The following is a 24,504-nucleotide window of genomic DNA, read 5'->3' as shown; positions in this document are numbered from 1 at the left end:
TGTTGTCGGGTCATCAAGGCTCGCCCGCATAAAGTTGTTGGGTCGATATCGGTGCCGCCGTCTCATCGTGGACCAGGGGCCGCAGCACGATGGCCGTCAGGTTGTCGATATGCAGCTCGGGCGGTGGATTGCTGCGCATTTCCGCAAACAGGGCGTCGCTGATGGCGCGGGCGTTGTCGCGCCCTTCGAACAGCGCCGGCCAGCGGGCCAGCCACGCGCAGGGGTCGGCGCAGGCCCAGAAACCGTCGCTGGCCAGCAAGTACACCGCGCGCGGATCGAGTTCCAGCGCGCGCCGGTCCGGCAAGTGGTACAGATACGACGGCAAGTTGCGGGGCGATAGCTCACACAGCTCATCGGCCAGCTCGGCTGGATTGGAAAACGCGTTGCCTAGAATGAAAGCTTGCGAAATCTGGGAGCGGTGCTCGCCATGTACCTGTTGCCACCATTCGTGCTCTCCCAGCAAGCCGCCCATCGCAAAGGCGGTCGCGGGAACGTGGTCGACCGTCATCGGGGTGACGTGCGCGCCGATGATTTCATACAGACGCGAATCGCCCACGTGGTACAGCAGCGCCGGCGCGTCGGGGCGCAGTTCCAGCATCGTCAGGGTGGTGCCGGGCCGCTTGCCGGTAGTGGGGTCGCAGCCGAATCGCCGCTGCAATTGCCCATGCAGCAGGTCGAGCCGGGCCGACAGATCGCCCAGCGTGTGGCATGCGGGCATCTCCAGCAAGCCGGCCACGACCGCTTCGGCCGCCTCGCGTCCACGCCCGTGGCCGCCCATGCCGTCGAGCACCGCCACGCGCATGTGCCCGGCGGGCCAGTCGGCCACCTGCTCGCGCTGCCCGGCTTGTTCGCGCAGGAAGACGGCGCTGCCGGTGCTGTCGATCACCAGGTAATTGTCCTGGTTCTCGAGGCGCGGCGGCGCATTGGCGCCGGCGCTAGAGTGCACCGACACGTCGAGATAGGGGCCAAAATCCAGGCTGGGGGCTGCTGTGGTCATGGGGCTGGGCGGATTTGTTTTGCACAGATGCAATCCTGACAGCTTATCCGAAACGGTGCCGCGCCAAAACGACGATCAGATGGATGTTTCCCGCTTTCCTGTCGCGAGTGCAATGGCATTGACGATCACGCAGGCGCCGGCGGTGGCCAGCGCGGCCTGCACGCCGACCCGGTCGGCCAGCGCCCCCCAGACCACGCTGCCCACGGTATAGCCGCCTGCCATCACGAACAGATAGATCGACAGGGTGCGTGCGCGTATGCTGGCCGGAAAAGCCAGCTGGGCCGCCGCGTTCAGGGTCGAGACGGTGGCAGACCACGCCATGCCGGCCGCCACAATGAGCGGCACCAGCAACGCCAGCGAGCGGATGAATGGCAGCAGGCACAGCATGGCGCCGTAGACCAGTAGCGAGCCGCTCAGCAGGCGCGTCTTGCCGGCCCGTGTGCGCAGCGAAGGCAGCAGGAAGGCGCCGCACACGGCGCCCGCGCCCAGGCTGCCCATCAGGATGCCGAACACGCTCGAATCCATGTCCAGCACCTGGCGCACGAACACCGGCAGCAGCGCCGCGAACGCAATCGTCGCGAAAAACACGGTGCACACATTGAGCAGGATGCGCCGGTAGCGCCCGCAGCCGAGCGCGGTGCGCACGCCGAGCTTGAGGCTGCTTGCAAAATCGACCCGGGCGCGCGGCTCGGGCACGCCGTCGCGCCACCACGACCAGTACACGGTCAGCAAACCGATGAAGGAAAGCGCGTTGACCAGGAACAGCGCGCCGGCGCCGACCCAGTTGAACAGCAGCCCGCCCAGCGCCGGCCCGACGATGGCCGCGACGTTGTAGCTGAGATTGTTGAGGGTGGCGGCCGCTTCGACCTCGTCCGGTTCGACCAGGCCCGACATCGACGCTTGCCAGGCCGGCCACATGAAGGCCGCGCCGGCGCCCATGCAGAACGTCAACGCCAGCACGGGCGCGGTCGACACCCGGCCACTGATGGCCAGCGCGGCCATGGCGCAGGCGCACAGGGCCATGAACAGATTACAGAAGAACAAAAATTTGGGCCGGTCCACCGCGTCCGCAATCACGCCGGCGAACAGCGCAAACAGAAAAATGGGAATGTAGCTCGCGGTCTGGACCAGGCTCGCCGTCGAAGCCGAGCTTGCCACACAGGCAATCAGCCAGGCCGAGGCGAAGGTCTGGGTCCAGGTACCGAGGTTCGATATCAGGTTGGCGGTCCACAAATGCCGGAAGCGCGCGTGGCGCAGCGGCTTGGACAAGGGCACCTTGGCGCACAGCGACGGCACCGGCAGGGGAACGGACAGGCTCGGTTTGGACATGATCGTTCCAGTCTACGGCGCGCTAGTGCCGGGCGTCAACATGCGGGCGCAAATGGCCTGCACAATCGCGGCCAAACGTGCACAATAGTGCTCTGCCAACCTCATTAAACCGACAATGCGTATCCGTCCCATCGAGCCCAGCGACATCCCCGCCGTCGTCGCGCTGTTCCGCGCGCTGGCCACCGAGTTCATCGTGCACGAATCGCCGCCGGAGGTGGTCGCCACCTTCCTGCGTGACAATGACGAACAGGGTTTCCAGGGTTTTCTGGCAAAGGGCTATGTGTATCACGTGGCCGAGATCGACGGCGAACTGGCGGGTTTTATCGCCGTACGCGAACGCAGGCATCTGTATCACATGTTCGTCGGTAAGAACTTCCACGGACGCGGCGTGGCGCGCGCCATGTGGGACGTGGCCCGGCGCGAAGCGATCGATGGCGGTGGCGATGGCAGCTTTACCGTCAATTCCTCCAATTACGCGCTGCCGGTCTACCAGGCCATGGGTTTCGAGCGTGCCTCGCCCATGCAGAGTGTCAATGGCCTGCATTTCAACCCGATGAAGCTGCCCGCCTGACCACCCTCAGCGCCGCGCTTCCTCGGCGCGCCGCAGCCACAGGCTGCTCGACCAGCCGCGTACAATCTTGCCGTCGATGCGCGCGCTGACCTGCCACCAGTCGCCGTCGCGCAGGCCGGTCGTGGTTACCACGGTTCCCGCCGGCGCCACGGCGATGCGCTGGGCGCCGATGCCTTTGTCCGCGCGCAGGTTCAGATCGTCGTAGACGGTGTAGCTGATGCCGGCGTTGGACGGTGCGGCCGCCAGCGCCGGCAAGGCCGCCGGCAGCAGCGACATCAGAAGGGCGCCCAGTCCCCAGGTGCCGGCCACCAGGATGCCAGCCGCGCGCAGGTTCGGCCGGCGCCACCAGCGCGCAGGTGTCAGCCACGCCGCCAGCACCAGGGTGGCGACCAGGCCCGCCGCGTAGGCGGCCATGGTCAGATAACTTGCGCTTGGCATGGCGCTCTCCTTACGCGTCGAAACGCAGCACGTAGTGGCCGGCCACCAGATGATGACCGGATGGCAGCATATAGGGCTTGTCGGCGCTGGCCTCGCCGATGCTGGCCACGAAAACCAGCTGGTCGTCAAGGTGGTACAGCGCCTGGGTCGCGCTCAGGCGCCCGATCCGGTAACCGCCTGGTCCCGCCTCGAAGCTGAACGCGCTGCGCGACAGCCCGATACGGTCGGCGCTGGCGCTGTCGGCGCCGCCGGCAAGGCGCAGGAAGCGCGCCGAATCGAGCACCCGCAGCGCCGCCAGCATGGGCGCGCTGCGTCCGAAGGCAAAGCGTGCGCCGCTGGCCACGGGAGCGGCGATCGGATGCGGCAGGCGCAGCAGGGCGCGATAGCGCTCCGCCATGGCCGGGGCGACCGCCAGCAGTTCCACCGCGCGCGCGTCGACCGGGGTGAAGGTGGCGGGCGCCTCGATCGGCTGGCGTCCGGCGCCGGTGACCGCGAACAGCTGGTCGGCCGCGTCGACGGCGAAACCGATGGCGGCCGCTTCACCGTCGGCGGCCAGCTGCAGCGAGGGCGCCAGGCCAATCTCCATCGAGACGGCGCCGGTATCGTGATAGCGGCTCAGGCAGGGCAGCGCCAAGCCGACCAGGCTGACGCGCTGCTGCGCGAGCGGGGCGTAAGTCGCGTCGCTCTCGACCGGCGCGGCGGCGGGACGGTGGCTGAACGGCACGGCGGTGTCGCCGGCATCCAGGCCGGCCGGCGCGCGCGCCTTCCAGACCGCCGCCGGTTTGCCCGAGGGAGCGGGGATCGGGGCCGCACCGGCGCGGCGCACGCGCATCAGCAGGCGCGCGCCGGCGCTGTCGCCCTTGGCGCTGACGACGTAATGGCCGCTCAGCGGGTCGAGCACGCAGTCGAATGCGCCCTTGGGCCGCACCTGCACCTCGATCGGGGCGTCGGGACCATCGTTAATGAGCAAAATGGCACCCACCGTGCCGAACGGCCAGGCCGGCACCGCGTGGCTGGCCAGGTCGGCATCGTGGCCGATCAGGGCCAGGCGCTGTTGCGGGAAGATCGGGCACACCGCCTGCCAGATGGCGCTGTCGCGCGAGGTTTCCACTGTATACAAGGGCTGCTCGCCGGCGGCGGGCAGGTACACCGCGTGGCCGAACTTGACCTCGACCTGGCCCGGTTCCAGCGCGTCGGTGCCGATCACGTCGTAGCGCACGTCGTCGCTGCCGAGCAGGTCGCCGAAGTCTTTCTGGTGCAGGGCCGTGAGCGATTGCGCCAGGTCGCGCACGCGGGCGCCGCGCGTCAGGTGGCGGTCGTCGTCGACTTCATCCTGCGCCAGCATCAGGGTGATATGCGAGAAGCAGCGGGTGGGCGCGCGGCCGCGGTGTTCGCGCGGCGAGCGTTCGAGCAGGTCGCGCAGCAGCGGGCGGCGCGAGAACAGGGCCAGACCGGGCGCCTGCCACAGGGTTTCGGCGTTGAACACATCGTTCACCTTGCCCAGGACTTCATGTTGGACGTAGACCGGCATGGTTGATTCTCCTCGATTGATTGCGCACTGATTGCACTGAACGCTAGCAGGGGGCAGATGAAAAACAGCAGGTGGCTGCCGCCGGCCGACAGAAAACTCATGGGCTGGCCCATGATCGGGAAGATCGCCAGGTTGGTCCCCCACGACAGCAGGAAGTGGCCCAGCACGAAGGCGGCCCCGCCGCACAGGGCGAAGCAGCGGAAGCGCCACAGCCAGGCCTGGCGGAAGTCGCGCGTCTGCTCGCTGGCCCCAAAAGCGCGCGCCGCCGTCTGCAGCACGCCGACCAGGAACAGCGCCTGCAGCGCCCACAGCGCCAGTGCGCCCAGCAGGCCGTGGCGGTTCAGGAAGAAGGACGGCGCAAAGTCATCCTGCACCGCCGGAATATGCAGCGCGCTGCCGCCGATCTGACCCATGGCGCCCAGTCCCAGCACGTTGTCGGCGCCCCACCACGCGCCTTCGGCGATGGCGCGCGCCGCCAGCAGCAACTGCTGGCCGGTATGCGGATGCTGGGCCGGGTCCAGCCACACCAGGAAACGGTCGGCATAAAAGCCCCACTGCGCCACTTCCGCCACGCCGGCGCTGCGCAGCCAGGCGATGCTGCCTGCGGCCACGCACGCCACGCCGAATAAGGCCGCGGTGGCGGCGTGGGTGCGGGTGGCCAGCGCCCACGCCAGCGCCATCGCCATGCACCACACCAGCAGCAGGATCAGTGGCGAATAATCGTCGACCTGGACCAGGGCCAGCCCGAGCAGGGCGGCGAACAGCAGGACCGGGGCCGCCAGGCGCAGCCAGCGCCGCGCGGGGCTCGATTGTTCCGGCATGTCCGCATGCCGGCCAAGGCCGATGGCGAGGCAGTGCGCGGTTAGCGCGGTCAGCGCCAGCTTGGCGAATTCGACCGGCTGCAGGTCGAACACGCCGGTTTCGTCGCCGAAGACCACCTGCATCAGGAGCGCCGCCAGGGCCGCCAGCGCAAACAGGGCGAGCACCCATTCGAGGCTGGTCTGCGGCACGACCGGCGTGCCGGAGCGTACACGCAGGCGCAGGTGCGCTCCGATGCCAAGGCCGATCGCCAGCAGCGCCACCGATTTCTGGAAATGGCGCAGCGCGGCCGATTCGGCACCGCCGAAGCCCAGTTCGAGCTGCGCCAGCAGGCCGACCGCCAGCAGCAGCACGCCCGCCGCCGTGGCCAAGGTCAGGCGCGCCGGCACCAGCAGGCAGCCCCACAGCGCTGTCCATGCCAGCAGCATCGACCAGCCCACGCCCGGCGCGCTGCCGGAGCGCTGGAACAGCAGCGCGGCCACGCCGGCAATGGCCAGCAACGCACTGCCGATGGCCGCCGCGCGCAGCGCGCGGCCGGTATCGCGTGTAAAAGGCCAGGCGCCGCGCTGCCATTGCACGGCCGCCGCCGCGGCCAGCAAGATGCACAGGCCCAGAGCAACGTACCAAGGACGCCCGGCGGGCAGCGTCCACAGGCCGCGTTTCTTCCACTGCCACGCCACCTGGGCCGGCAGCAGGGCGTCGGCTTCGGCGTACAGCGCCACGTGGCGTTGCGGCAGCAGGTGCAGCACGCCGTCGCTAATCCGCACGCCGAGCCGGGTACGCCCGGCCACCAGCGTCTGCACGCCGGCCAGCGGTTCGGCGCTGCGCGCCAGGTCGACGGTTCCGGCGGCGGACGAAATCAGGAGCGGTGCGCGTTCGGCGGCGCCCGAGAGCAGCAGGCCGTCGCGGGCGCGGGCGATGGTGGCGCTGGCGCCCTCCACATAGGCGATGCCGAGCCGGTTGCCGCAGTACAGATTGCCGCCGAAGGTAAGCGGACGCGCCACCGTCAGCGCTTGCGGCATGGCGCGGTTCCAGAGCGCGATGGCGCGCGCGGCGACGCCGGCGTCCGGGCACGCGGGCTGGGCGCTGTCGTTGCGGTAGAGGGTGGCGCCGTCGTAGCGCCATGCGGCGCCGGGGCCGGAGAACGCGACTTGCCTGGCACTGGCGTCGGCGACATCGAAACGCGCGGCGCCGATGCGGAACGACTGGCCGGCGCGCAGGGCGCTTGAGCCCATGCGGCGATCAAACCCATCGCGCTGAAGCAGCACCTGCTTGCCGGCGCTGACGTTGCTGGCCCACCAGCTGCCGTCATTCGCGCGGCGCACTGCCAGGTGGGCGCTGTCGGCCTGGGGAGCGGCCAGTTCGGCGTCGCCCAAGGTGAGCGATTCGCCCGGCGGCAGCGACACCGAAATGCGCTCGGGCGACCATGCCGGCGGCGCGCGCCACAGGCACACCAGCTGCAGCAGGCACAGGACCGCGAGCAGGCTGGCGGTCAGGATGAAGCCCGGCGAACGGTCCGCAAGCTGAAAGCGCATCATGGCTGGACGCTCGCGGGCAGGGCGGCGCGGATGGCGCCGATCATGCGGCTGATCTGCATGGCGTGGCGCGGCCGCTGCGCGCGGTCGGCGCCGAGCAGGGCGCGCAGCAGGAGCAGCGCCTCGTCCGCGCCGCTCGATGGGACATCGGCCGCCGGGCTCCAGGTGCCGGCGTCGGCCTGGCGCCCGAAGGCGCGCACGAAATGGGCCGCTTCATCGGCGTGCAGGGTGGGAGGAGGGCGGTTTCCGTGGCGCGCCAGCAGCATGGCCGCGCCCTCGTTGCGGTGCTCGCGGTATGCCTGGCCGCAGTCGCTGCAAAAGCGCAGCGGCAGGCCGCCCGTCACCAGATAATAAAACAGCGCCCCGAGGGCAAAATAGTCGGTACGCGTATCGGTATCGTAGCAGCCGGCGCGGTCCGGGAAAAACTGTTCCGGCGCCTGCCAGCTGGCCGTGCCGGCGTAGGCGCGGGCATGGCCGTCGGCCAGCGGGCGGCTGGTGCCGAAATCGGCCAGCTTGACGCTGCCGTGACGGCGCGAGAGCAGCACATTGGCCGGCTTTAAGTCCAGATACGACCAGCCGTACTGGTGAACCTTGGCCAGCGCCTGGTTGATCTGCCCGAGCCAGTCGAGCAGCTGACTGGTGGCGAGCGGGCGCCCGGCATCGCGTTCGATGGCGATGTGGCGGCCAAGGTCGGTGTCGAGCAGTTCGAGCGCCATGACGGGCAAGCCATCGTGCTCGCCGCTGTCGAGCAGGCGCACCACGTGGCGCTCGTCCCACGGGGCGAGCGATTGCAGGAAGGCGATTTCGTTGCGGGCGCTGGTCACCCAGCGCTCCCGCTGCAGGGGATGGGCGCGCGCCATCTGGTCGCGGTTGACCAGCTTGAGCGCCACCTCGCCGCGCGGCCCCATCGCACGCCACACCACGCCGTAGGCGGAGCCGCCCAGCTGGCCGCACAGGCGGTATTGGCCCGCCCCAAGCGCGATGATTGCGTCCGCTGTTTCCATGCTTCCCCCTCAGGTGCCGGCACGTGCCGTCAGCAAGCCATAGTCGGGGGCGTGGGAAAGGGTGTCGAGACGAAAAAAAGGCACGAGAAACTCGTGCCCGGGCAAATCTGGGGGGAACTAGCTGTTATTAACGGTCGTATCCGTATCCGTATCCGTGACCGTGTCCGTGACCACGACCGTGGCCGCGGCCATGACCATGTCCGTACCCGTGACGATATCCGCGGCCGCGCTCAACATACACGACCGCCGGAGGGCCGTAGTAGCGCGGAGGCGGCGCGTAATACACCGGGGCTGGCTGGTAGTAGCTGCGCGATTCGACATACACGCGTGCCGGCTCGCGGTACGGGCGCTCGTAGCGGCGCTCTTCGTAGCGGGTTTCATAGCGGTTGTCGTAACGGCTGTCGTAACGGCTGTCGTTGTAGTTTCCGGAGTTGTAAGCACGGTCACGGGTGCTGATCGAATTGCCGACCACCGCACCGATGACGCCACCAACCAGCGCGCCGTTGCGCGATCCGGTGCTGTTGCCGATTGCTGCGCCGGCGACGGCGCCGATCGCCGTATTGACGCCGCGGTCGCTAGCCATTGCGGTGGATGAGATGGCCGCTGCAGCCAGAATCACCGCACCAACAAATTGTGTGTTCAACATAGCGTTTCCTTTGGCCTCAACCGAGATCGGGATGATCACGCAAGCGCTGGGGCATGACTCCACTATAGCGGTACTCCATGGGAACTCCATTGGTAATACAGAATCTTACAAATGCGTGCGTACTGTAACAACGGTCGCGTGCGATCTTTGCCCTTGCGTAAGCCGAATGCCGCCCCATCTGCCTTCGGTTACCCCTCCTTTTCCGGACCTGCCCATGCCCGCGCGCGCCGTTTTCATCGTCCTGGCCCTTCTGTCAATGTTGCATGTCTATATAGGCATGCGGCTGGTGCCGGCCATCGATCCCGGCCCGCTGGGCGTGGCCCTGGCGGTCGCCTTGCTGGCCGCGTCGACTCTCTTGATGCCGGCCGGGCTGCTGTCGGTGCGCTTCAAGCGCTGGCGCTGGGCCGACCAGCTGGCGTGGGCAGGGATGCTGACGATGGGCTTTTTTTCCTCGCTGCTGGTCCTGACCCTCGTGCGCGACCTTGGCTTGCTGGCGTTTGAAATGGCCGGCGGCGCCGGCCAGGCCATCGTGCGCGGCACGGCCATGGCGGTACCGCTGCTGGCGCTGGGCGTGACCCTGATTGGCCTGGTCAACGCCCGCCGCGTGGCGCGCGTGGTCGATGTGGACGTGCCCATCGCCGGCCTGCCGGCCGCGCTGCACGGGTACTCGATCGTGCAGATTTCCGACGTTCACGTGGGCCCGACCATCAAGCGCGGCTACCTGAACGCCATCGTCACCCGGGTCAACGCGCTCAAGCCGGACGCCATCGCCATCACGGGCGACCTGGTCGACGGCAGCGTGCGGCGCCTGCGCATGCACACCGAGCCGCTGGCGCGCCTGTCGGCCCGCGACGGCACCTTTTTCGTCACCGGCAACCATGAATACTATTCCGGCGCCGACGAGTGGATCGCCGAAATGCGCCGCCTCGGCCTGACGGTGCTGATGAACCAGCACGTGGTCTGCGAGCGTGGCGACGCGGCCCTGATGATCGCCGGCGTGACCGACTTCACCGCGCACCATTTCGACGAAACGCACCGCAGCAATCCGCGCGCGGCGGCCGCGGGCGCGCCGGACCACGTAACCGTGCGCATCCTGCTGGCGCACCAGCCGCGCAGCGCGCCCGCCGCGGCCGACGCGGGCTTTCACCTGCAGCTCTCGGGCCACACGCACGGCGGCCAGTTCTTCCCCTGGAACCTGTTCGTACCCCTGCAGCAGCCGTTCACCGCGGGCCTGAACCGCATGAGCGAACTGTGGGTCTACACCAGCCGCGGCACCGGTTACTGGGGCCCGCCGAAGCGTTTCGGCGCCCCGTCCGAGATCACGCGGGTGCGGCTGGTGGCGGCATGAGCGGGGGGGACGCGCTGCCGACCCGCCTTTGACCGGCATCATCCCGGCACGCCCGGCGTAAATGCGCTATCGTTGGAATCCTTCTGCCCACTTCTAGGATTGAACGCATGTCACGCACGTTCCACACGCCTGTGTTGTCCCTTCTCGCCGCCAGCATCGTCAGTGGCGGCGCGTTTGCCGCCGCTCCCGGCAACGACCCTGCCGCCCTGGCGAAAATCCGCGATACCGCGCTCAAAAGCGACTGGGCCTACGAGCGCCTGGCCGACATGACGGACCTGATCGGGCCGCGCCTGTCCGGGTCTGCCGGCGGCGCCGCCGCTGTCACCCAGGTGGCCGACGCCATGCGCAAGCTGGGCGCCACCGTGACGCTGCAGCCGGTCAAGGTGCCGCACTGGGTGCGTGGCGAAGAAAAGGGCGAGCTGGTGGATTATCGCGGACGGCCGGCCGGCGTGACCCAGCGCGTGGTGCTCACCGCCTTGGGCGGATCGTCCGCCACGCCGGCGGCGGGGCTGGTGGCGCCGGTGATGGTGGTGCGCAGCTTCGATGAACTCAAGGCGCGCAGTGCCGAGGTGAAGGGCCGCATCGTGCTGTTCGACGTGGCCTTCGACCAGGGCATGGCCGAGCGGGGCATGGCGTCGCAGGCTTACCGCCAGGGCGCGAAATACCGGGTCGGCGGACCGCGCATGGCGGCCGAACTGGGCGCCGCCGCGGCGCTGGTACGTTCGGTCGGCGGCGCCGATTTCCGCCTGCCGCACACCGGCACCGGCGGCATGCAGGACGGCGCGCGCATTCCGGCGGCCGCCGTCAGTGCCGAAGACGCCATGCTGATGGTGCGCCTGGCCGCGCGCGGCCCGCTGAGCATGCGCCTGACGCTCACGCCGCAAATCCTGCCCGACGCCGACAGTTTCAACGTCATCGCCGACTGGCCGGGCACCGACAAGGCCGACGAATTCGTGATTGTCTCCGGCCACCTCGATTCCTGGGACCTGGCCACCGGCGCCAACGACGACGGCGCCGGGGTCGCCAGCGCGATGGCCGTGATCGAGACGCTGAAAAAGCTCGACTACCGGCCGCGCCGCACGATCCGCGTGATCGCCTGGGCCAACGAGGAAAACGGCGGGCGCGGCGCGCAAGCGTATTTCGAGGCGAACAAGACGACGCTGGGCAAGCAGATTGCCGCCATCGAGAGCGACAGCGGGGCAGGGCGGCCGTTCGGGCTGCGCGCCAGCGTGCTGGCGCGCGACGTGGCGCAGTTCGCGCCGCTGCAGGCCGCGCTCGAACCGATGGGCGCCGGCGCCTTCCAGCGCAGCGATGCGCTCAGCACCGGCGACCTGCACGAACTCGAACAGGCCGGGGTGCCGAGCTTCTCGCCGCTGATCGACACGTCCAGCTACTTCCATTACCACCATACCGCGGCCGATACGCTCGACAAGGTCGATCCGGAAAACCTGCGCCGCCACGTGGCGCTGATGGCGGCCACCACCTGGTTCCTGGCCAATACCGACAAGCCGGTGGCGCGCTGGGTCGACGCCGCCAAACAGTAAAAGCCGGCTTAGAAAGCGTTGAGCGGTATCTTCAGGTAGCGCACGCCGTTCTCCTCGGGCGGCGGCAGCTGGCCGGCATGCAGGTTGACCTGGATCGCGGGCAGGATCAGGGTCGGCATGGCGAGCGTGGCGTCGCGCGCGCTGCGCATCGCCACGAAATCGGTTTCGCTCACGCCTTCGTGCACATGGATGTTGTGCGCGCGCTGCTCTGCAACGGTAGTCTCCCATGCGGGTGTGCGCCCGCCGGGTGGATAGTCGTGGCACATGAACAGGCGCGTGGCGGCCGGCAGCGCGAGGATGCGCCGCACCGACCGGTACAGCAGCGCCGCGCTGCCGCCGGGGAAATCGCAGCGCGCGGTGCCCACGTCGGGCATGAACAATGTGTCGCCAACGAAGACGGCGTCGCCGATCGCGTACGCCATGTCGGCCGGCGTGTGCCCGGGCACGTGCAGCGCGCGTGCCTGCAGTGCGCCGATGGCAAAGGTGTCGTCGGGCTCGAACAGGTGGTCGAAGCGGGTCGTTTCGCCCGGATCGGCGAACAGCGCGGAAAAGGCGCGCTGCACGCTGCGGATGCCGGCGCCGATGGCGGTTTTCCCGCCCAGTTGCGCGGCTAGCCAGGGCGCTGCCGACAGGTGGTCGGCGTGGGCGTGGGTTTCGAGCAGCCAGGCCACGCTGAGCGCATTGGCGCGCACGAATTCGATGACCCGGTCGGCCGATGCGGTGGCGGTGCGGCCCGACTTGGGATCGAAATCGAGCACCGGATCGATGATCGCGCAGGGCGTGCCCGGGCCGGCGAACACCACGTAGGTGATGGTGGCGGTGGCGTCGTCGAAAAAGGCCTGGATCTGTGCTTGCATGGGTAATGAGGCTGTCATGGTTGCCTGATTATATTCCCACGAGACGTAAAAAAGCCCGGCGGTTCCTTTGGGAACTGGCCGGGCCGGTCGAGCTGTTGCGGGACTAGAAATTTAGTCGCGGCAGGAAGTTACCCGGGATGATGCCGAAGACCGACAGGACGATCAGGATCAGGAGAATGATGAACAGCACGCGGACGATTTGTGCTACTGGCGACGGCAGCGGCAGCATGCTGACGAGCCACCAGATCAGTCCGAAGACGACCAGGTAGACGATGAGGCTGATGAGGATATTCATGGTGTTTTCCAATACGGCTGTTGTTATTTAAGTGCTTCGGAGTAGACAGAACGGACGATATCGGAAAAGCATCTGCCGATCCGTTCGGTAGGGCACATAGCGCATGCTCAGTAGCGCCCGTGTGGCCGACATCAATCGATCGGCAGGCGGCGAATGGCGCGCGCCCGGCCGCGATAGGGCCGGCCGTACATGGTCTGGATACCGCTGGTGAAATTTTGCCCCCACACCAAGTGCGCGCGCGGTTCCTGCGTTTCGCATGACCAATACCACATGCGCTGGAAATGCTCGCGCAGGTTGGCATACAGCAGCGCCAGCTCACGCCGGGTCGGCAATTCGCCCCCGCACTGCGCTGCCCAGTCGCGCGCAAGTGCCCACGGAACCTCTTCCAGCTCGTCGGGAAGCAGCACCAGATGGTGGTCGCGGCAATTGTCTTTTCCAAGAATCAGACCGGCATAGTGCTCGCCGGCGGGAAGGGCGTGTTTGACATCCGTGTAGTCGCGCATGGGTTCTCCGTCAGGTTGAATGTCTTGCTTAGAGCGGCCCGGCGAAGCCAAGTTGCAGTTAAGTGTTTGATTTCTATACGGGAATTAAGAATGTGGTTCTCATACTTGACAGAAATTTTCCTAGCAAATAGTTGAACCTAAACACTTGATCCGGCTCAAACCTTACTCATTCACGTCACAAAGTTAGGAACCTGTAATGAATAAATTTGTCACTTTTGTTTCGGACATCCGTGTCAGTGCGTTGCTATGCAGCAGCATGACGGTCTTGCTGACCGCCTGCGGTGGTGCTGCTGACCAACAGGACTTGTCCCAGGCTAAGCAGCAAACGCAGACGGCCGGCTATATCGTCAGCACCGAATCGACCACTGCCGCCACGATGCCGGTCGATGCGCTGACGGCAGTGCGCGCCGATGGCGATCAGGCCGGACCCGCCGCCATTACTCCCCAGGACAAGGGCGCCGATGCCGCGCCCAGCAGTGCAACGCCTTACACCGAGAAAGATTTCGCCCTGACCGGCTATGGCGCCGCCGACGCCATGCCGCCCCGGGCCACCACGACCGCGTACGGCGCCACCGATGCCGCCGCCCTGGCCGAGGCCAGGGGGCAGCAGGCAGTGGCGCCTGCCCCGGCGGCCTTGGCGCCTGCCGTTCCTTCCACCACCTATAACTTTTACGTTGCACCGAACGGCAACGACAAAAACGCCGGCACCGCTGCCGCACCGTTCAAGACGCTGGCGCGTGCGTCGAAAGCGGCTAAGCCGAGCACCACCGTGTTCGTGGCCCCCGGCACCTACACCGGCGGCATCAAGACCACCGTCAGCGGTTCCGCGAGCGGGCGTATCTATTACGTGTCGAGCACCAAATGGGGTGCCAAGATCGTCGCCCCCGGTTCCAGCGGCAAGGCGGCCTGGGATAACCGCGGCAGCTATGTGGACATCATCGGCTTTCACGTCGATGGCAGCGGCAGCAAGTGGACCAACGGCATCTACAACGGCGGCTCCTACGCCATGATCCGCGCCAACCATGTGCACGACGTCGCCAAGGGTGTCGGCTGCAACGGCGGCGGCGGCTCGGCCATCGGCGTGGACAGCTACTACAAGGGCATCAAGTCGGATGTGGTGGGCAACCTCGTGCACGACATCGGTCCTGTCGGCTGCCGCTTTATCCAGGGCATTTATGTCAGCACCTCGGGCAGCGTGAAGAACAACGTGGTCTACCGCGTGTCGGAAGGCGCGATCCACCTGTGGCACGATGCCAACCGCGTTATCATCACCAACAACACGGTGACGACCTCGAGCACCGGCATCATTGTCGGCGGCGGTGACTACTATCACACCAAGGGACCGAACGATTACACGGCCGTGTACAGCAACATCGTGTACGACAACAAGATGGGCGTGTCGGAGCAGGGCCAGACGGGCAAGAACAACACCTACCGCAACAATCTGGTGTTCCAGAATTCGACGTACAACTTCAGGCTAAAAAACGGCCTGAAGCACACCGAAACCGTGACCTCCGACCCCTTGTTCGTGGACTACAAGCGGACCGGCACGCCGGACCTGCGCCTGACCAGCAGCTCGCCTGCGATCGGACGCGGCACGGCCACCGAGGCGCTCGAATTCGACTACCTGGAAAACCCGCGCAACGCCAAAACCGGGTATGACATTGGCGCCTATCAGTTCCAGGCTCCGTCGACGCAGGAGTAACAGCACCCGATGCGCCGGCCCGTCACGGCCGGCGCATCGTCAATACGCCACGCCCGGTGCCGATGCCGGGCGTGCGCATCCGGCAGCGATCCGGTACGATGAAGGGCGAACCCCATTGTTGAAGGAGATATCCGATGTTGCCCATTCCCTTGTCCCACTCCCTGAGCATCGCGGCGATGATGCTGGCGCTGCCTGGCGCGCTGGCCCAGTTGCCCACCAGCGATGCGCCGCCGCCCGCCAAAGGCTGGCGCGCGGAAGTGGTCAGCGAAGGTTTGTCCCATCCCTGGTCGATGGCGTGGTTGCCGGACGGGCGCCTGCTGGTCAGTACCAAGGAAGGCAAGCTGCATCTGCTCAAGGGCAAGCGCTTCGAGCCAGTCGCGCTGGAGGGCATGCCGCCAGTCTTCACCAACGGGCAGGGCGGCCTGCTCGACATTGCCATCCATCCGGGCGACAAGAAAAATCCGCGCATTTACATGACCATGGCCACCGGTACCGATGAGGCTAACCGCACCACCCTGGTACAAGGCGTGTTCGACGGCAAGCGCGTACACGCCATCAAGACGCTGTTCCGCGTCCAGCCCGACAAGAGCGGCGGACAGCATTTCGGCTCGCGCCTGCTGTGGCACAAGGACGGCACCTTGTTGATGAGCGTCGGCGACGGCGGCAATCCGCCGCAGAAAATCGGCGGCATGCTGGCGCGCGACCAGGCCCAGAACCTGGGCAGCCATCAAGGCGCCATCCTGCGCCTGACCGATGCAGGCAAGGCCGCGCCCGGCAATCCGCTGGCTGCGCGCCCCGGAGCGTTGCCGGAAATCTGGAGCTACGGCCACCGCAACATCCAGGGCATGGCGCTCGATGCCGGCGGCCGCGTGTGGGCCACCGAACACGGACCGCGCGGCGGCGATGAACTTAATCTGGTCGAAGCGGGTCAAAATTATGGTTGGCCGCTGCAAAGCTACGGGCGCGATTACCGCACGGGCGAACCGGTCGGCCAGCCGGTCGTGCCCGGCATGACGCAACCGAAGATTGCATGGGTACCGTCGCCGGGTGCCTCCGGCCTGACGCAGTACAGCGGCAGCCAGTTCCCGCAATGGCGCGGCAGCCTGTTCAGCGGCGGGCTGGCCACCACGGACGTGCGGCGCATCGTGCTGGACAAGGAGGGCAATGTGGTGTCGCAGGAACGGCTGGAGATCGGCAAACGCGTGCGCGATGTGCGCCAGGGGCCTGACGGGCATCTGTACGTGATTACCGATGAAGACAACGGCCAGTTGCTGCGCATCGTGGCGCAATAAGCGGCGCTTGGCGGCGGTATGGGTATCGTGCCTGGACCTGGGCCTGGTGGGTCGGCCAGTGCCCGCACCGCCAGGTTTCCGGCACCGGCGCGGCGATTCGCACGCGTCTTCGTTGACCAGGCCATGCGCACATCGTTGCGCAGGTTCGGGCTCGCGCGATCGTGCATGACCTCGACCATGTCGCCGCAGCGCGCGCCAGGCCGGATCAGCAGGAAGCAGCAATCAACGAATCCTTCTTGCGGCGATGGCCGCCCACACCGGCTATCAGCAAGCCGCCCAGTACCATCATCGCCCAGGACTCGGGCTCCGGAACAGGCAGGAGCGACTGGCGCAAGTCGATGCCGGCATCGGTCACGATGGCGTAATCCGGCACGGCCACGCCATTGGCGGTGACATTGGACAGCCCGCCCCAGTAGCTTGAATGTGTCGAATCGACGAAGCACCCGGCGGTGGAGTCGATTTCATCGGTTTCGTACACCGAGCATGCGGCGCCCACCATCTGGTGAAACAGGATCGGCTCGCCCCACACGAAATCGACCACCAGCTCCTGCATTCCAAAACCTGGCTCCTGGCGGACGCCGTTGGCGTCGTCCACCACGTGGCTGGTCAGCCAGGTGGCATTGCCCTGGTTGTCCCAGGAGTACGTTTGCAGGAAATCGGCGTAGCTCAGTCCGAGCGAAGTGCGCGCCCCGAAAATACTGTCGAATTGAAAGTGGCCAGAGGCTGCCAATGTGCCGCTACCCGGGTAGGTCCCGATCGACGTGCTCGGCGCGTAATCGAAATGGTTGCGGATAGTGAATTGTCCCTTTTTCCCTGCCAGCGCGGCGTTCGACAGGGTGGCGGAAAATTCCCACATCGCAAATGCGCTCGCGGATGCGCTTGAGGATAATTCCGAACTGGTTGCCGCGTGCGCATACGCCTTCAGCACACCCGGGCGCGCATAGCCATAGGCGTTGGCGGCCGAATAAATGCTGGAGGCCGACTGGGTCAATTCAAGCGACGGCTCCCCGAATTCACGGTCGATATCGGTACGGTAGTCCTTCACGCGATGGGTCGGCACTTCCGCCTCGGCAATAATGGTCAAGCCCGCGTGGGCCTGGCTCGCGAGCACCAGAAGACTGAACATTGCACAAACAGATTTTGTTGACATCATTTTTCCCCAGGTTAAAGACACCGATCGGGAAAGCAAAATCTGGTCCAGTTATTCAAACCTCATATGAGTCAATTGCTTACAAAAACGCGGCAGGCTGAGTTGTAAAAAGCGTCGACAGTCGTCAAGGTCGAGACCCATGCGAATTGCACTGTGTCAACGGTGCTCTGGATGATGCGAGATGAGGCTTGCATCAAGCTCGCCGGTCGCCAGCAGGTCTGCCGGTCCGGTCGTCCTGGTCATGGCTTCCGCAAACACCTTCGCGCGGACGGCCCGGAGCAGGGCCCAGGTTCGCACTAGCGCGGCGCGCCCGCGTGCACGCGGGTCAGGCCAGCAACGCCGAGACCACTGCGGTATCCATGCCCAACAGGTCGATTGGCGTGTCGTGCGCGGATGCGGACGGCATGGCGTGGGCATGATCGCCGCCACGACAGCGCAGGGGGCGTTGCCATTTCCTGCAGCGGTCAGGTGCCCGACTGGAGGCATGGGTGGCAAAGAAAAGCCCACGCATGTGGGCTGTTTCCTGGCTGGGCGAGGGCGCGAGCGCCGCTCCAGCCAAGGGGCGGAGAGAGCGGCACCGGCGTCAGGTTCACCGGCGCCGCGCTGCCGCGGACGGGAAAAAGTCAGCTATCCATATCGTTGCTCATCTGCGCGCTCTGGCCGGAGGCGTCGCCACTACTGTCCGCCGGGTCGGAAGCGCCGACGGGAGACTGTCCGAAATTCTGGATGACACCTCCCATAAATTCGTACCCCGTGAGCGACGGTCCCCAACTCGAGCCATTCCACCATTTGTGGTACAGCGCGCTGTCCGAACCCGTGGCGAACACATCGAGGCGGTTCGGACCCCAAGCCACCACCCGCGGTTGCGAAGACAGGATGCCGCCCATGGCTTCGTAACCGAGTAACGACGGGCCCCAGCTGCTTCCGTTCCACCATTTGTGATACAGGGCGCTGTCGGTGCCGACCACGAACACATCGATACGGTTAGGCCCCCACGACACTGCCTCGGGCATGCCGACGCACACGCCGCCGAGTTTTTCCAGGTTACCGCCGGCGGGTAGCCAAGTACTGCCGTTCCACCATTTGTGATACAGCGCGCCATCGGTACCGGTGACGAACACATCGAGGCGGTTGGTGCCCCACGCTACCGCGCGCGGCGCCGACATGCACACGCCGCCCAGTTTTTCGTAACCGGTCAGCGATGGACCCCAGCTGCTGCCGTTCCACCACTTGTGGTACAACGCGCGGTCGGTGCCGATGACGAACACATCGAGCCGGTTCGGACCCCAGGAGACAACTTCAGGCTGCTCCATGATGATGCCGCCCATGTTTTCGTAGCCGGTCAGCGATGGTCCCCAGGTCGATCCGCTGCGCCACTTGTGATACAGCGCGCGGTCGGTGCCGATGACAAACACATCGAGCCGGTTGGGGCCCCACGAGATGGCACGCGGGTCGCCGATGCACAGGCCGCCCAGGTTGGTGTAGCCGGTGAGCGAAGGCAACCAGTTGCTGCCGTTCCACTGCTTGTGATACAGCGCGCTGTCGGTGCCGGTCACGAACACGTCCAGGCGGTTAGCTTGGGTCGAGATGGCCTGTGGCGCGCTGGTGCCGATCCCGCCCATGAATTCGTAGCCGGTCACCGACGGATTCCAGCTCGAACCGTTCCACCATTTGTGATGTATCGCGCGGCCCGTTCCCAGCGCGAACACGTCGAGCCGGTTCGGACCCCACGACACGACGGGAGACGAACTTGGCCGGCGCGGGCCCGGCTGCACAGCCAGTGCTTGCGCGTCGGGCGTGTCGTCCTCCGCCGCGGCCGCCGCGGCAGGCTGGCTCATCATCTGAGCGCCCGGCATGTCGTGCGCGCTGGCGCTGCCGGCGTCCGACATCCCGCCGCTGGTGACTGAATCCGCAATTTCCGATTGCATCGATTTCATGCTGTTTCCCTTCCGGTTCGTTGATCGTCTTCCTGCACGGCGCCGTGCCAACGGCGTACGCGCGCAGGCCTGTATAAATTATCGACGCATACCAAAGGGGAACTTTTGATGGATGTGCAAGGGCGGCGCTTCCTTTTCCGGATGCGGGAATAAAAATACCAATCTGAAAAGCCCAAGCGATAGCTTGCGACCTGGAAATGGATCGCTTTGCCTGCGGCGCTGGCGCTGGCGCTGGCGCTGGCGGCGTCCCTAGTCGTCACCCGGCCCCTCGCCGGGCATGGTGTCATCCATCAGCCGCAGATCGTCGTCATCGAGTTCGTCGTCATCGGGATAGTCCGGCGCTTTCAGCTCGTCGTCCGGTGGTGTGATGCCCTCATCCGGCACGCCGGGGCGGCGCGACGCGGTTGACGGCGTGGCGCCGGGCAGTTGGTCCAGCTGGTCGTTTTCATGAGGGTTGCTGTTGGTCATGGCAAGTCTCCACTGAAGTGATGACTGATTGGACAACAGTGCACCAACTAAGGTTCCCGGCCGGTTTGTGCGCGCGCATCAACCGGCGCGGCGCCGCCGTGCGGCCAGCAGGCCGGCGATGCCGATGCCGATCAAGCCGAGCGAGGCCGGCGCGGGAACGGGCACGGGCGGCACCGTGGTCGCCGCATTGCTCAGCGAGAAACTCAGATCGTTGAACTTGTAGGGACCGCCGCGCAAATCCTCAAAACTGACGAGTGCGGTTCCGGGCGTCCAGTCCTGCTGCACGCGCGCATGGGCGCGCCGGTCCGGATTACGGCTGCCGGGGCCGCTGAAGAAATCGCGCCCGGTCGTATTCACGTGCAGGCGGAACATCAGTTCGCTGCCCACCACGAACCGCCCGAGGTTGAAGATGCCGCCGACCGGGGTGTCGCGATTACTGAACATGAACACATCGTTGTTGTCGACCCCGTCATCGGTAAACAAATACAGGTCGTTGGCATAGTCGGCCGAGCTGCCCTGGTAGGTTGCCACGATGGCGCCCGCGTTCGCGGCGAGCACGGCCAGCCCCTCGGTGCCGGGTGAAGCGATCGGAATGGCGAACGCCGCGCCGGGTGCCAGCAGCCCGGCCAGTGCCACGGTGCCGCCGATCAGTTGAGAACAGAATGTCATGCGGAATGTCATGCGCGTGCTCCCTGCAAAAGCATGTGATATTGCCGTCAGTAAAGTACTACGGAGAATATCCATCATAGCGTGCAGCGGAAGGCACGTAAGCTATGCGATTTGAGTATAGCTTTTTGTCGAATATTCATATTTCATGCCTAGATCGCAGGCTTAGACTGCTTGTCATTCTTGACTAATGGCTAAGCGATGAAAATCATCAAACTGACGACGTACCGGGTTCCGCCGCGCTGGATGCTGTTGAAGATCGAGACCGACGAAGGCATCGTCGGCTGGGGCGAACCGGTGATCGAAGGCCGCGCGCGCACGGTCGAAGCGGCGGTCCACGAGATGACGCCGTTCCTGATCGGCCAGGACCCGGGCCGCATCAACGACCTGTGGCAAGCCATGTACCGCGGCGGCTTCTACCGCGGCGGCGCGATTCTGATGAGCGCCATTGCCGGCATCGACCAGGCCTTGTGGGACATCAAGGGCAAGCTGCTCGGCGTGCCGGTTTACGACCTGCTGGGCGGCCGGGTACGCGACAAGATGAAGATGTACAGCTGGGTGGGCGGCGACCGTCCGTCCGACGTCATCGCCGGCATCCGCAAGCTGCGCGCGGTCGGCATCGACACCTTCAAGATGAACGGCACCGAAGAAATGCGCATGCTCGACAGCGCCCGCGCGGTGGACCAGGCGGTCGGGCGCATCGCCGAAATCCGCGAAGCCTTCGGCAACGAGATCGAATTCGGCATCGACTTCCACGGCCGCGTGGCCGCCCCGATGGCCAAGGTGCTGCTGCGCGCCCTCGAGCCGTACCGGCCCTTGTTTGTCGAAGAGCCGGTGCTGGCCGAACAGGCCGAGTATTATCCGCGCCTGGCCGAATCGACCTCGATCCCGCTGGCAGCCGGTGAGCGCATGTACTCGCGCTTCGAATTCAAGCGCGTGCTCGAACAGGGTGGCCTGGCGATCCTGCAGCCGGACCTGTCGCACGCGGGCGGCATCACCGAATGCGTCAAGATCGCGGCCATGGCCGAAGCCTACGACGTCGCCGTGGCGCCGCATTGCCCGCTCGGCCCCGTCGCGCTGGCGGCCTGCCTGCACCTCGACTTCGTCTCGCACAATGCGGTGCTGCAGGAACAGAGCATGGGCATCCATTACAACCAGGGCGCCGAACTGCTCGACTACGTCAAGAACAAGGACGACTTCCGCATGGAAGGCGGCTATATCGCGGCCTTGACCAAGCCGGGCCTGGGCGTCGAGGTCGACGAAGAACGCGTGATCGAGGCCAGCAAGAACGCGCCCGACTGGCGCAATCCGCTGTGGCGCCATGAGGATGGCAGCGTCGCCGAGTGGTAGCGGTAAACAGAATCAAGACATAAGGGGCTTCGCCCCGGCAGCACCATAAAAAATAAGAACAGTAATAACGGAGACAAGATGCACCTGATCGTCAAATGCCTGCCGCTGCTGGTGGCAGGCGCCTTTGCCAGCACCGCGTGCGGCCAGGCCCTGCTGCGCATCGACGCCAGCGCGCCGGCCAGGGCGCCGCTCGAAAACCAGCTGCAGATGGGCGCCTCGGTGTCGCCTTCGGGCGAGCGCATCGGCGCCAACAGCCAGTACCTGACCCGCAACGGCAAGCCATGGATGCCGGTGATGGGCGAGTTCCACTACAGCCGCACTCCGGCCGACGAATGGGAAGCGGAACTGCGCAAGATGAAGGCCGCCGGCATCGACATCGTGGCCACATACATCATGTGGAACCACCACGAAGAGCAGCAGGGCACGTACGTCTGGAACGGCCAGCGCGACCTGCGCCGCTTCGTGCAGCTGGCAGCTGGCGCGGGCCTGGACGTGATGGTGCGGGTCGGCCCGTGGGTGCACGCGGAAGTGCGCTACGGCGGCATTCCCGACTGGGTGGTGGGCGCCATGCCCACGCGCGGTGACGACCCGCAGTATCTGCGCCACGTCGCGCGCCTGTACGGCCAGATCGGCCGCCAGCTCAAGGGCTTGCTGTGGAAGGATGGCGGGCGCGTGATCGGCGTGCAGATCGAAAACGAATACAACCTCAATGGGCCGGGCGAAGGCGCCGGCCATATCAGCACCCTCAAGCGCATGGCGCGCGAGGCCGGCATGGATGTGCCGCTGTACACCGTCACCGGCTGGGACCAGACCGTGTATCCGTCGGGCGAAGTGACACCGGTGTTCGGCGGCTATCCCGACGAGCCATGGGCGCGCAGTACCACCGAGCTGGCGCCGAAAGAAACCTACGCCTTCCGCTTCGACAGCCGCGTGAGCGGCGACCTCGGTGCGCAGACCCGCGCAAGCACGCGCGGCACCGCCGACACCGATATCGATAAAACCCCGTTCCTGGGCGCCGAATACGGCGCGGGCCTGCCTTTCATGTACCGCCGCCGTCCGGTGGTATCGAGCGACGACATCGCCTCGATGCTGCCGGTGCAGCTGGGGTCCGGCGTGAACCTGGTCGGCTACTACATGTTCCACGGCGGGCGCAATCCGGTCGGCATGACCACGCTGGAAGAGAGCACGCTCACGGGCGGCTACAACGACACGCCGATGATCAGCTACGACTTCCAGGCGCCACTGGGCCCGGACGGCCAGCAGCGCCCCGTGCTCACGCGCCTGCGGCCGTTCCACCTGTTCATGCGCGACTTCGGCGACCGTCTCGCGCCCATGACGGTGCGTAAGCCCGATGTCGTGCCGACCGGCCCGGAGGACCTGACAACGCCGCGCTTGTCCGTGCGCAGCCAGGGCGACAGCGCCTTTCTGTTCGTGAGCAACCACGTGCGCCAGTATCCGATGCCGCTGCAGCGCCAGGTGCGCTTCTCGGTCAAGCTGCCCGGCCGGACCGTGGAGTTCCCGCGCCAGCCGGTCGACCTGGCCGACGGCGCCTACTTTATCTGGCCGCTCAACATGGACCTGGACGGCACGCGCCTGGCCTATGCCACGGCGCAGCCGGTGGCGCGGCTCGACAACGGCACGGCCGGCGTCGTGTACGTGTTCGCGGCCAGCGCCGGCATTCCGGTCGAACTGGGTTTCGACGCCGCCGCCGCAAGCAGCCTGACAGCCCCCGGCGCGCGCGTCAACCAGGAGGGCGGCAAGACCGTCATCGACGGCATCACCCCCGGCACGCAGGCGGCGGTGACGATCCGGCGCGCCGGCAAGGCGCCCGTGACGCTGCTGGTGCTCACGCCAGAACAATCGCAGCAACTGGCCATCGGCCAGCTGGCCGGCCAGCGCCGCCTTGTCATCGGCGCCCAGCAGACCTGGTTTGCCGACGGCGGCCTGCGCATGCGCTCGGACGGCAATCCGGCCTTCCGCTTCGCCGTCTATCCGGCGCTGCCGCGCACCCCGAAGGCCGGCATGCCACTTATCGCCGGCCAGGACGGGATGTTCCAGTCGTTCGCCGTTACGCTGCCCGCGCGCAGCCATGAGGCGGCGTTCAAGCCGGTGCGCGCGGCGCGCATGGTGCGCCCGGTGATGATCGGCGGCCTGGCCAACGCCGCGCTGCAACCGCTGCCCGAGAGCTTCAGCGCCGCCGCGGCCTGGTCGATCGAGCTGCCACGAATCAAAAACAAGCTCGATGCGCTGGTCGAACTCGATTTCGTCGGCGACATCGGACGTCTGTTCAACGGCACCCGCATGCTCGACGATTGGTACTACAGCGGCTACGGCTGGCAGTTCGCGGCGCGCCATGCGGGCAGCGGCCCGCTGACCCTGTCGGTGCTGCCGCTGCGCGCCGACGCCCCGGTCTACATTCCGACAGAAGGCCGCCCGGACTTCGGCGGCAAGGAGCAGATCGCCGAACTGCGCGCCGTGCGCGTGACCCCGATCTACCGTCTCGACGTGAAGCCGTGACG

The 24,504-nt window shown here is 66.5% G+C and carries 21 protein-coding genes; 7 read left to right on the top strand and 14 right to left on the bottom strand.

All coding sequences use genetic code 11. The features are described from left to right. Positions 1-13: 13 nt before the first annotated feature. A complete protein-coding gene (locus CR152_RS26125) occupies positions 14-997 on the bottom strand; it encodes a PP2C family protein-serine/threonine phosphatase (protein ID WP_099879884.1) in 984 nt (327 codons plus the stop codon). A 75-nt stretch (positions 998-1,072) separates the two neighbouring features. Next, the gene (locus CR152_RS26120; protein ID WP_099879881.1) at positions 1,073-2,326 is read right to left on the bottom strand and encodes an MFS transporter; all 1,254 of its coding nucleotides are present in this window, start codon (positions 2,324-2,326) and stop codon (positions 1,073-1,075) included. Between the two features lie 115 nt (positions 2,327-2,441). Here CR152_RS26120 and CR152_RS26115 point away from each other — a divergent pair, with 115 nt between their 5' ends. After that, positions 2,442-2,897 (top strand): GNAT family N-acetyltransferase, encoded by a 456-nt coding sequence (locus tag CR152_RS26115; RefSeq protein ID WP_099879879.1) that lies wholly within the window; start codon positions 2,442-2,444, stop codon positions 2,895-2,897. A 6-nt stretch (positions 2,898-2,903) separates the two neighbouring features. Here CR152_RS26115 and CR152_RS26110 read toward each other — a convergent pair whose 3' ends face one another. The 5 genes from CR152_RS26110 to CR152_RS26090 all read right to left on the bottom strand — a co-directional run bounded on the left by CR152_RS26110 (position 2,904) and on the right by CR152_RS26090 (position 8,870). Beyond that, a complete protein-coding gene (locus CR152_RS26110; protein WP_099879877.1) occupies positions 2,904-3,335 on the bottom strand; it encodes an SH3 domain-containing protein in 432 nt (143 codons plus the stop codon). Between the two features lie 10 nt (positions 3,336-3,345). Continuing rightward, the gene (locus CR152_RS26105) at positions 3,346-4,866 is read right to left on the bottom strand and encodes a hypothetical protein (RefSeq protein ID WP_099879875.1); all 1,521 of its coding nucleotides are present in this window, start codon (positions 4,864-4,866) and stop codon (positions 3,346-3,348) included. Continuing rightward, positions 4,827-7,223, bottom strand: coding sequence for an FtsW/RodA/SpoVE family cell cycle protein (locus CR152_RS26100; protein ID WP_229413592.1), 2,397 nt, complete (start codon positions 7,221-7,223; stop codon positions 4,827-4,829). Before CR152_RS26100 ends, CR152_RS26105 begins: the two co-directional genes overlap by 40 nt. Further along, positions 7,220-8,224, bottom strand: coding sequence for a protein kinase domain-containing protein (locus tag CR152_RS26095; protein ID WP_099879873.1), 1,005 nt, complete (start codon positions 8,222-8,224; stop codon positions 7,220-7,222). The genes CR152_RS26100 and CR152_RS26095 overlap by 4 nt, the downstream gene beginning before the upstream one ends. Before the next feature lie 127 nt (positions 8,225-8,351). Continuing rightward, a complete protein-coding gene (locus CR152_RS26090; protein WP_099879871.1) occupies positions 8,352-8,870 on the bottom strand; it encodes a YMGG-like glycine zipper-containing protein in 519 nt (172 codons plus the stop codon). A 214-nt stretch (positions 8,871-9,084) separates the two neighbouring features. Here CR152_RS26090 and CR152_RS26085 point away from each other — a divergent pair, with 214 nt between their 5' ends. Beyond that, positions 9,085-10,218 carry a metallophosphoesterase gene (locus CR152_RS26085; protein ID WP_099879869.1) on the top strand — a complete coding sequence of 378 codons (1,134 nt, stop codon included), beginning with the start codon at positions 9,085-9,087 and terminating at the stop codon, positions 10,216-10,218. 107 nt (positions 10,219-10,325) lie between these two features. Then, positions 10,326-11,762 (top strand): M20/M25/M40 family metallo-hydrolase, encoded by a 1,437-nt coding sequence (locus tag CR152_RS26080; protein WP_099879867.1) that lies wholly within the window; start codon positions 10,326-10,328, stop codon positions 11,760-11,762. Between the two features lie 8 nt (positions 11,763-11,770). Here the strand turns inward: CR152_RS26080 and CR152_RS26075 are convergent, their stop codons facing one another. The 3 genes from CR152_RS26075 to CR152_RS26065 form a co-directional block, all read right to left on the bottom strand. Then, positions 11,771-12,619: an MBL fold metallo-hydrolase gene (locus tag CR152_RS26075; RefSeq protein WP_099879865.1), complete on the bottom strand. Its 849-nt coding sequence runs from the start codon at positions 12,617-12,619 to the stop codon at positions 11,771-11,773. Positions 12,620-12,722: 103 nt separating this feature from the next. Further along, on the bottom strand, positions 12,723-12,914 hold the full coding sequence (locus CR152_RS26070; RefSeq protein WP_099879863.1) for a Thivi_2564 family membrane protein: 192 nt from the start codon (positions 12,912-12,914) through the stop codon (positions 12,723-12,725). 131 nt (positions 12,915-13,045) lie between these two features. Continuing rightward, a complete protein-coding gene (locus CR152_RS26065; protein WP_099879861.1) occupies positions 13,046-13,417 on the bottom strand; it encodes a hypothetical protein in 372 nt (123 codons plus the stop codon). Positions 13,418-13,613: 196 nt separating this feature from the next. Here CR152_RS26065 and CR152_RS26060 point away from each other — a divergent pair, with 196 nt between their 5' ends. Both CR152_RS26060 and CR152_RS26055 read left to right on the top strand, forming a co-directional pair. Continuing rightward, the gene (locus tag CR152_RS26060) at positions 13,614-15,122 is read left to right on the top strand and encodes a right-handed parallel beta-helix repeat-containing protein (RefSeq protein ID WP_099879859.1); all 1,509 of its coding nucleotides are present in this window, start codon (positions 13,614-13,616) and stop codon (positions 15,120-15,122) included. A 134-nt stretch (positions 15,123-15,256) separates the two neighbouring features. Further along, complete coding sequence (locus CR152_RS26055) at positions 15,257-16,414, top strand: PQQ-dependent sugar dehydrogenase (protein WP_099879857.1); 1,158 nt, start codon at positions 15,257-15,259, stop codon at positions 16,412-16,414. Positions 16,415-16,619: 205 nt separating this feature from the next. On the opposite strand, the gene CR152_RS26050 is transcribed toward CR152_RS26055, so the two are convergent. The 4 genes from CR152_RS26050 to CR152_RS26035 all read right to left on the bottom strand — a co-directional run bounded on the left by CR152_RS26050 (position 16,620) and on the right by CR152_RS26035 (position 20,638). Beyond that, entirely contained in the window at positions 16,620-17,603 is a 984-nt protein-coding gene (locus CR152_RS26050; RefSeq protein WP_157778742.1) for a PEP-CTERM sorting domain-containing protein, read from the bottom strand. Positions 17,604-18,187: 584 nt separating this feature from the next. After that, positions 18,188-19,501: a PLL family lectin gene (locus CR152_RS26045; protein WP_099879853.1), complete on the bottom strand. Its 1,314-nt coding sequence runs from the start codon at positions 19,499-19,501 to the stop codon at positions 18,188-18,190. A gap of 249 nt (positions 19,502-19,750) precedes the next feature. Further along, on the bottom strand, positions 19,751-19,969 hold the full coding sequence (locus tag CR152_RS26040; RefSeq protein WP_099879851.1) for a hypothetical protein: 219 nt from the start codon (positions 19,967-19,969) through the stop codon (positions 19,751-19,753). A 78-nt stretch (positions 19,970-20,047) separates the two neighbouring features. Next, the gene (locus CR152_RS26035) at positions 20,048-20,638 is read right to left on the bottom strand and encodes a PEP-CTERM sorting domain-containing protein (protein ID WP_099879849.1); all 591 of its coding nucleotides are present in this window, start codon (positions 20,636-20,638) and stop codon (positions 20,048-20,050) included. A 198-nt stretch (positions 20,639-20,836) separates the two neighbouring features. Here CR152_RS26035 and dgoD point away from each other — a divergent pair, with 198 nt between their 5' ends. Next, complete coding sequence (gene dgoD, locus CR152_RS26030; protein WP_099879847.1) at positions 20,837-21,985, top strand: galactonate dehydratase; 1,149 nt, start codon at positions 20,837-20,839, stop codon at positions 21,983-21,985. 78 nt (positions 21,986-22,063) lie between these two features. After that, a complete protein-coding gene (locus CR152_RS26025; RefSeq protein ID WP_099879845.1) occupies positions 22,064-24,502 on the top strand; it encodes a beta-galactosidase in 2,439 nt (812 codons plus the stop codon). The last annotated feature ends 2 nt before the right edge of the window (positions 24,503-24,504 follow it).

Source organism: Massilia violaceinigra (assembly GCF_002752675.1).
GTDB classification, from domain to species: Bacteria; Pseudomonadota; Gammaproteobacteria; order Burkholderiales; family Burkholderiaceae_D; genus Telluria_A; species Telluria_A violaceinigra.
The sequence above is the reverse complement of the archived record's forward strand: the minus strand, read 5'-3'. Positions and strand labels throughout refer to the sequence as shown.